The following is a 9042-nucleotide window of genomic DNA, read 5'->3' as shown; positions in this document are numbered from 1 at the left end:
GGTGGCTCCGCGAAGCGAGCCATAATGATTTCTTATCCTAGAACAAAAGAAGCTTGAGAAAAATACTCAAGCTTCTTTGTACAAAATTAAATTAGAATCTCAACATCACTTTCGCTACGCAATTTTTCAATTAACTCTTGTTGGCTTTCTTGTTTTTTAGTTTGAATTAATTGCTGCTCAATCGCATCTTTTACTTCCTCGAATTCTGGAATTTCTTGCTCCTGACCTTCTTCAGCCTCGGCATTATCTTGTTCAGCTTGGGCTATCATATCGTCATAGCTTTGTTGAATTTCTTCTTCAGAAACCTGAGGCTCCTCTACACTATTCTCAAGGAATTGATTCACTTTAAGCTGTGTACGGATATCCTTCCTAAGGTCCTCTTTTGTCATATCGCTCTCTTCAAGAGCCGTTTGCAGTTCTTCTTCTCCACCAATTTGTTCAAGGATCATATCATATTCTTGATCAATCTCTTCTTCACTTGGTTCATAATCAGTCTCTTCTGACTTTTGGACAATAATTTCTGTATTAACCAGTTGATCTATAACCATTTGCTTGATTTGATCTTCCTGTTCTTCAACATTCATACCAAACTGCTCATATTGGGTTGTTATTTGATCATAAGTTAAATTAAATTCTTCCATAGAAATTTCTTCTCCATTTACAATAGCAGCGGCCTCTATCTCTTCATCATTAGAGCAACCTGCCACAAAGAGGGTTAAGCTTGCTATCAATCCAATTACCATCATCCATTTCTTCATTTGAAACAGCTCCTTTTTTTCCAAAAACATTCCATGGTCTAAAGAAGTGTACCATAGATTGTCCAATCATGTAAAACAAGGAAAAAGTACTATTTTTCCTTAATCCTTACGTCATATCAAGAATTTCTCGTATATCTTCTTCCGATAAATTTGTAATCCTAGTATCTCCGGTCTGAATTAAAGTATCAAATAAATGTTGTTTTTTCTCTTGAAGCTCTTGGATTTTTTCTTCAATCGTTCCTTGAGCAATCAGCTTGATGACTTGAACCACCTTCTTCTGGCCTATTCGGTGGGCACGGTCTGCCGCCTGGTTTTCAACTGCGGGGTTCCACCACAAGTCATACAAGACAACCGTGTCGGCGCCTGTAAGGTTAAGCCCTGTCCCTCCAGCTTTTAGAGAAATTAAGAAGACATCCCCTTCCCCCTCATTAAACCTTTCTGTTAATTGCACACGCTCTTTTCCCGGAGTGCTTCCATCCAGATAAAAGTAAGTGTACCCTTCCTTTTCCATGACTTCTTTAATAATAGCAAGCATGGACGTAAATTGGGAGAAGATAAGGACTCTTTGCCCGTTTTCTCGAGCCTCTACCATCAGCTCACGTAGTTCTTCTAATTTTCCTGAAGTCCCAGTGTAATTTTCAATGAAAAGAGAAGGATGACAACACAACTGACGAAGTCTTGTTAATTTACTCAGAATGCTCATTCTGCTTCTTTGGAAACCTTCTTTTGCCAATTCCGATTTTGTTTCCTCTTGCACCTTGTGAAGATACCCTACATAAAGCTTTCTTTGTTCCTTTGACAAATCTGTATAACGTGAATTGTTAATTTTCTCTGGTAATTCTGGTAAAACTTCTTTTTTCGTTCTTCTTAGGACAAAAGGAGATATTCTTCGATGAATACTTTTGGGCTCCAGGGAAGAAAATTGTTCCTTTTTCGGCAGAATGCCCGGCATGATAACGGAAAACAAGGCCCAAAGCTCTTCTGCCCTATTTTCAACAGGTGTTCCACTTAAGGCAAAAGACACAGCTCCTCGAAGCCTTAGAACAGATTTATAAGTAAGGGAAGTGTCATTCTTAAAGGCTTGAGCCTCATCCAAAATGATCCCTTGGAAGAAATGATCTTGATAGAGTTCTGCATCCCTTCTTAGTAAGGGATAGGAAGTGATAAATAAGTCCGTCTCTTCCCCCTTTTCGAGAGCATTTCTTCGGTCCTGTTTTGTTCCGTTCACTAGTGTTATTTTTAACTGAGGTGTAAAATGTTCCGCTTCTTTTTTCCAATTGTAAACTAATGAGGCAGGAGCAACTATTAGAAACGGTGGACAATCCCTCTTTTTTTCTTTTTGTGACAAAATGAAAGATAAAGCTTGAATGGTTTTCCCCAACCCCATTTCATCAGCTAATATTCCTCCAAAACCATACGCTGCAAGAGCATTCATCCACTGAAATCCGTAGATCTGATAGTCTCTTAAGGTAGCATTTATTCCTTGAGGAGGCTGAACATCCATAGTTTCAGGGTGAGATATGGCTTCTAACAATTGTTCATAGGCTCTGGACTTGCTAATAAATGATTTTCCAATTGATGGGTCCTCAATTTGAAGCGCACGATATTTGGGCAACTGTATTTTCCCATGTGAGAAATCAGTAGCTCCAGCTCCCACTTGGTCAAGAATAGATAAAGCCTCCAGCCATTCCTCGCTTTCAATAGGAATATACTGCCCCGTACTTAATCGGTGAAAAGATCGTTTTTCCCTTACTGATTGAAGAAACGAGATGATTTCTTCCTCCGGTAAATCATCAGTTTTAAAACCAATTTCAAACCAATTATTTCCCTCATCGACGTCTAGAGAAAGCTCAACATTCGGAACTCGATCCATGAATAAACTTTCACCGTGTTCATTCCAATGGACCTCACAATGCTTTTCAAGTGTGGGAAGAATACGATAATAAAAGTCCCCCATGGAATACTCATCATCCATAGTTAATTCTTTTCCGTTATATCGGAAGTCACTTTGCTCGATAAGTTCCATCACTTTTCTTTCTTTTTTCATATCCCTCACAATGATTTCCGTTTTAGAAGAATGAGTAGAATCCTCAAAAGGTGAAATTTGAAGGTCTCCATAGTTAAAAAATATTTCTCCTCGAATACCATCTTCATCTACATCGAACGTCAGTTCAGGACGACAATCCACCATTTTAATTTTTTGGTGTAATTGATCATCCATCTGAAGGAGATTATACTTTTGTAAAGTAGGAAACAGCGTTCCAATTAACTGTTCAAGCTGACTCTTTGTCAATGGTTGTTGGTCCTCCGGGCGAGCACTTAAATGTTGATAAAGAGGAACTACTGATTGTCGGAGTTCTTGATTCATCTCATAAATAGTTGAGTTATTTAATAGGTAATTTGTGTTTCCTAAAATCATACTTGGAAGTTCCGAACGACTAACGGAAAGAAGATAATAACCGTCTTTTTCTTCTAATGTAAAAGTATGTGGAAAACTTTCTTTTTCCACTTTTAAGCGTCTATCTATTTTCCCATTTCGCATAAAAACATTTCCACATTGCTGTAAACCATCTAATACACTCTGAAAGCGATGGGGAGGAACAGAAATCTCTTTTATACGAGGGGAAGAATACATCATTTCTTTATTACTTACCCAACGATACCAATCCACCAATTCCTCTAACATAGACAAAACTTCCCGTTCAGGATCAGGTATCTTTTGTGTTGTTGGATCAAAGGTGAATTTAGAGGTAAAAGTGTATGCCTCCCCCATTTTTATAGCTCGGAAAAAATTCACTGGATCGTGAACAACATAGGCTCGACTATCCTTTGGTCCTATTTTTAATTTTATGTCAAACTCACTTAAGGATGAACTATACCTTAAGAAAGGGATAATTATTTCAAATTCAACGGCTAATTCCTCTAGATATTTCGTTTCCAAGTGGCCAGATTCTTCGTCGTTTATCCTATCTTCTTCAACAGAAGATAGGACCTTTTCAATTAAACTTCTCCCCTCTTGAGTGGACGGAATGGCTCGTTGTGGAGTGCTTTTATAGGCATTGGCTGCATGCAAAAGAGAAGCTACCATGTGCTTACACACCACATATCCACCTGCGTATGCAGGGCACTCACATCGTCCTCCTTGGTAAGTTCCATATTGATCAAATTTTAAAATCACATGATACATTTCGCTTCCTTGAACTTCTGTATGGACCTCATGTCCCTTAGAAGTCTTTAATTTAAAACTTTCCATAACCGCACCACTGCGATAGTATTTTTCTCCACGGGTGAACAATGTCCATCCAGCCATATCTAAAAGTTCATTCTTACTTACACGAATCATGCCATTACTCCTAACAAAAGAAAATTTGCTTTTATTGTATCATGGATTTTTGTTTGAAAGGAAATGGAGAAGGCGTTGGGTGATTTGAAACAAAAGGTTTTGTTTTGCCTTAATTGGTTTTCATTGGTATTTTCGGTTTCTATTTATTAAAGTTGCTATTCCTATGCTCAAATTTCAAGGTATATGCTCAAATTTCTCTTTTCACGCGTGAAATTAACTCTTATGCTCGGCTTTTATAGGGTCTATGCTCGATTTTCGAACTTTTATGCGCGATTTTTTCAAGTCTTTGCGCGGGCGCTCACTTGTCTTTCTTTATGCGTAAATTCTTCTTTTTAGGCGCGGAAAGAGTGCTCAACTGCACTGCTAAACTTAAAAAGTTTCCTTTTTAACTTAACAAAAAATAACTTAGCACATATTCGCTAAGTTATTTTTTATTAGTTCAAGGTAATTTCTTTTTCAGATAGGACAAATTCTTTTTCATCACTAAGAAAGTTTAAGAATAGTAAGCTGATCGCTTTATAAAATGGACTGTTTGTTTGAAAGTACACTTCTTCGGCAAATTCAGGAGCCCATTTTAATAAGTGGTTTTCTGAAAAGAAGAGGACAGCATTTCGATATTTTTCATTTTGGCCTAATTCTAAATAGTGATATGTCATAAATGAAAGAAAATCGAGTTCTAATGAGATATGGTCGGGGTACTTAGGGTCTGGAATATAGCCATAATTTTTATAGCATTCTTCCAACACGAGAGGCGATTCCGCGCGGTAAAAAGATTCTCTAGGAGCAGCGATAGGATCCATTCCATGAAAAAGACGCAAATATTCTTGATGTTCTAATTGAACTATTCGACTACGCTCCTCCTTACTTTTGTCCTGAAAAGCCTGGATATAATGACGAAGTTTTCTTCCACCCTCGCCTAATCCCTCTAGTTTAAGTTGAAGAGCATCATATTCAAGAAGGTACGTCCAATTGAGGTGGAGAGGGGAATAGTAAAAACATTTACCAAACAAATGATAGAAAGACATTCTGTGGATATAAGGATGCAGGGACTCTTTAATATACATGAGATTCACTCCTTTTTTAATATGGTGTACCTATATTATATAGGCAATATTTTGTATAACTTGTGAAAGTTTCGAGAAATTTCTGTGATTTTCAATACTAATGTTGAAAACTGGCCTACCTTATGTGAGGTAGGCCATATTATGTTACTGACGAACTTTGTTTTTCTCTTGTTCACGTAAAATGACACGTCGAATTTTTCCAGATGTTGTTTTTGGAAGTTCTTCAATGAACTCAATTTTTCTTGGGTATTTATATGGAGCAGTTAATGTTTTAACGTGATCTTGTAATTCTGAAACTAAATCGTCATTGCCAACTATTCCATCCTTTAATACTACAAAAGCTTTCACAACTTGACCTCGGATTTCATCAGGACTTGCAACGACTGCACATTCTTGTACATGAGGATGTTTAACCAAAGCATCCTCCACTTCAAATGGTCCAATGGTATAGCCAGAACTAATGATGATATCGTCACTTCTCCCTTCAAACCAGAAGTATCCATCCTCATCCTTTTTTGCCTGGTCTCCCGTTATATAATAATCTTTTCGAAAAGACATTTTTGTCCTTTCAGGATCTTTATAATAATGCTTAAATAGAGCTGGGCTATCGACGTGGACAGCGATATCGCCTACCTCTCCAACCTCAACAGGTTCGCCAAGTTCATCTACTATTTCTACTTGATTTCCTGGAGTTGGTCTGCCCATTGATCCCGGTTTAACCTCCATTCCCTTCGTGACACCTAACAAAAGAGTATTTTCAGTTTGCCCGTAGCCATCACGGACAGTAATATTGAAATATTTTTGGAACGTATCTATAACTTCGCGATTTAATGGCTCTCCAGCAGACACAGCACTATGAAGATGAGTAAGACTAAATTGATCCAATCCCTCCACCTTCGCCATAAGTCGATATTCCGTTGGCGTGCAACATAACACATTGACCTCATACTTATCGAGCAATTGTAGGTATTTCACTGGATTAAATTTTCCGTTATAAATAAAGCCAGTAGCACCTGTTCCCAATACAGAAAGGAACGGACTCCAAATCCACTTTTGCCATCCTGGTCCTGCTGTAGCCCACACGACATCTCCATCCTCAATGGCTAACCATTTTTCAGCTGCCGTTTTCAAATGAGCATATCCCCATCCGTGGCTGTGAACAACTCCTTTTGGGTTGCCTGTGGTTCCTGAGGTATACGATAAAAAGGCCATATCATCTCTGTGGGTATCCACCATAGCTAGTACATCCGGTTCCTTCTGACTTTCTTTATTTAATGAAATCCATCCATCTGGTAGGTTATCAGAAGAGTTTTCAACAGCAAAAGTTAGTAGATTTGTCGTATCCAATGATTCAAATTGCTCCAGAAAAGGTTGATAGCAAATAATACCTTTTACTTCCCCATGCTGAATTCGATATTCCAAATCTTTGCTACGGAGCATCTCGGAACTTGGTATGACTACAACTCCTAACTTCAGGGCTGCCAAATATACTTGGTAAGCTTCAATGACTCTTGGAATAAGAACCAACACCTTGTCCCCTTTTAGTAAACCGTGCCTATTGAAAACGCTTCCAATTTTATTGACCTCCCTTACAAGTTGTTGGTAAGTAATCTCTTTCTTTTCTCCACTTTCATTTTCCCACTTTAACGCTACCCTCTGAGGATCTTCCGCATACCGCTCAATTTCTTGAACAATATTATAATGTTCTGGGGCTATTAGCTCTTCTCTTTTCACAAAACCATCTCCCTTTAAGTAGTGACATATCCCCTATCTCTTTTGTTAGTATACCAAATAATTTAAATTTTTTAAATTATCGCAACAAAAGATTTTTATTCAATAATCGACAAAAGAAAGATCTTCCTAAAAAGTTTAGAATGTTTAGAATTTTGATTGACAGAGAATTCCCCATCCGATATAATCCAATACAAACCTTTAACAACTAGTAAAATCAATTTCATACGATCTCTTATCGAGAGCGGTCGAGGGACTAGGCCCGATGACACCCAGCAACCATCAAGTGACGACTTGAAAAGGTGCTAAATCCTACAGATCATATGGTCTGGAAGATAAGAGGAGGATTAGCAAACACACACCCTCTTCTTATTTAGAGGGTGTTTTTTATTTAAAATATTTTAAGGAGGAATTATAAATGACTTTACCTTTTGACAAGTACGATCCGGAAACACTTCTTTTACATGGAGGACAGCAGCCTGACCCAACTACAGGTTCAAGAGCCGTTCCGATCTATCAAACTACCTCTTATGTTTTTCGCGACACGGAGCATGCCCAAAACTTGTTCTCACTCGCTGAACCTGGAAACATCTATTCACGAATAATGAACCCAACTGTTGATGCATTGGAACAGCGCATCGCCTTGTTGGAGGATGGTGTTGCTGCAGTAGCAACATCCTCAGGGATGGCTGCCATCACGCTTTCGATTCTAAATATTGCAGGTGCCGGGGATGAAATTGTAGCCTCTACTAATCTATATGGAGGTACATATAATTTATTTGCAACCACCCTTCCTCGATACGGGATCAAAGTAAATTTTGTTGAAGGAACGAATCCGGAAGATTTCCGTGCAGCCATTACTCCTAATACAAAAGCTGTGTACGCTGAAATTATCGGTAATCCAAGTTTACATGTCCTAGATGTGGAAGCACTTGCCGATATAGCCCATGATCATGAGATTCCCCTCATTGTTGACAGTACTTTTGCTACTCCATATGGATGTAAGCCAATCTCCTGGGGAGCCGATATTGTCGTACACTCAGCGACTAAATGGATTGGAGGCCACGGGACTTCTATTGGAGGGATTGTCGTTGACGGAGGACGCTTTGATTGGAATAATCCAAAATTCCCTGGTTTCACTGAGCCTGACCCGAGTTACAATGGCATTCGTTATGCACAGGATCTTGGACCACTGGCCTTTGCCATTAAATTAAGAGTTCAATTATTACGTGATATTGGAGCATGCATCAGTCCACATAATGCTTTCTTATTGCTTCAAGGTTTAGAAACGTTACATCTTCGTATGAAGCAGCATAATGAAAATTCCTTAGAGGTAGCCCAGTACTTAGAGGAGCATGAAGGCGTTGAATGGGTAAGCTACCCAGGTTTAGAGAATCACCCTTCTCATGAACTAGCTAAAAAATATTTAAATCACGGCTTTGGGTCCATTGTAGTATTTGGTATAAAAGGCGGTCGCGATGCCGGTCGCAAATTAGTAGATTCTATTCATCTATGGTCTCATGTCGCCAATGTAGGTGATGCTAAGTCACTAATTATTCATCCAGCATCCACTACCCATCAGCAGCTTTCTGCAGAGGATTTAGTGAAAACTGGAGTAACTGAGGACTTAATTCGATTATCCATCGGTCTGGAATCTACAAAGGATATTTTAGAGGACCTCAACCAGGCGATAGAAAAAGCAAACGGAATATCAAAACCTGTTATTTCTACACAAGGGAGCCATGTGAAAAAAATTCTTGCTTCCTCTCTAGACCGTTCTGAAGGTCAAGTTCGTCTTAAAGTCATTCAACTATTGGATACTCCTGTTACGGAAGGACAAAAAGCAGAATTACAGAAGTTAAAACGTCTCGGATTTAGAGTAGTAACTGAACCGACTGATGAAAAAGTAGACGTTGCTCTAGCGTTCACATCAGAGGCAGGATTAAGAAATGCAGGTTCCGTTACAAGTGGTCTACTTTGGATAGAAGAACCTACAACTGTTGAGGTAAATGCCCAAGATGTAGAAGTGGTTACAGGAAAAAGTCTTTATAAAAATGCTCAGGAATTGAGACAGGGACTTTTGTCTAAATTACCTCCTGTGCATGCCTGACGTATGAAGGCTCGGCATTAAAGCCGAGCCTTTTTG

The 9042-nt window shown here is 38.8% G+C and carries 5 protein-coding genes and 1 riboswitch; of the genes, 1 reads left to right on the top strand and 4 read right to left on the bottom strand.

Annotated elements, in window-relative coordinates; translation table 11 throughout:
• Nucleotides 1-86: 86 nt before the first annotated feature.
• The 4 genes from RZN25_16065 to RZN25_16050 all read right to left on the bottom strand — a co-directional run bounded on the left by RZN25_16065 (nucleotide 87) and on the right by RZN25_16050 (nucleotide 6899).
• Nucleotides 87-758 carry a SurA N-terminal domain-containing protein gene (locus RZN25_16065; protein ID MEQ6378329.1) on the bottom strand — a complete coding sequence of 224 codons (672 nt, stop codon included), beginning with the start codon at nucleotides 756-758 and terminating at the stop codon, nucleotides 87-89.
• 106 nt (nucleotides 759-864) lie between these two features.
• Nucleotides 865-4101, bottom strand: a complete 3237-nt coding sequence (locus RZN25_16060; protein MEQ6378328.1) for a DEAD/DEAH box helicase — start codon at nucleotides 4099-4101, stop codon at nucleotides 865-867.
• 434 nt (nucleotides 4102-4535) lie between these two features.
• Nucleotides 4536-5165 (bottom strand): molecular chaperone TorD family protein, encoded by a 630-nt coding sequence (locus tag RZN25_16055; GenBank protein ID MEQ6378327.1) that lies wholly within the window; start codon nucleotides 5163-5165, stop codon nucleotides 4536-4538.
• A 144-nt stretch (nucleotides 5166-5309) separates the two neighbouring features.
• Nucleotides 5310-6899 carry an acyl--CoA ligase gene (locus RZN25_16050; protein MEQ6378326.1) on the bottom strand — a complete coding sequence of 530 codons (1590 nt, stop codon included), beginning with the start codon at nucleotides 6897-6899 and terminating at the stop codon, nucleotides 5310-5312.
• A gap of 229 nt (nucleotides 6900-7128) precedes the next feature.
• A riboswitch (SAM riboswitch) is annotated at nucleotides 7129-7238 on the top strand.
• A 76-nt stretch (nucleotides 7239-7314) separates the two neighbouring features.
• Here RZN25_16050 and RZN25_16045 point away from each other — a divergent pair.
• The gene (locus RZN25_16045; protein ID MEQ6378325.1) at nucleotides 7315-9006 is read left to right on the top strand and encodes an O-acetylhomoserine aminocarboxypropyltransferase/cysteine synthase family protein; all 1692 of its coding nucleotides are present in this window, start codon (nucleotides 7315-7317) and stop codon (nucleotides 9004-9006) included.
• Nucleotides 9007-9042: the final 36 nt, after the last annotated feature.

The sequence above is a fragment of the Bacillaceae bacterium S4-13-56 genome (genome assembly GCA_040191315.1).
Classification (GTDB): Bacteria; Bacillota; Bacilli; order Bacillales; family JAWJLM01; genus JAWJLM01.
Note: the sequence above shows the minus strand (reverse complement) of the source record. Positions and strands in the feature narration are given on the sequence as shown.

Coding starts and splice junctions, on each gene's coding strand:
- RZN25_16065 (MEQ6378329.1), bottom strand. CDS start 758: ATGAAGAAATGGATGATGGTAATTGGATTGATAGCAAGCTTAACCCTC.
- RZN25_16060 (MEQ6378328.1), bottom strand. CDS start 4,101: ATGATTCGTGTAAGTAAGAATGAACTTTTAGATATGGCTGGATGGACA.
- RZN25_16055 (MEQ6378327.1), bottom strand. CDS start 5,165: ATGTATATTAAAGAGTCCCTGCATCCTTATATCCACAGAATGTCTTTC.
- RZN25_16045 (MEQ6378325.1), top strand. CDS start 7,315: ATGACTTTACCTTTTGACAAGTACGATCCGGAAACACTTCTTTTACAT.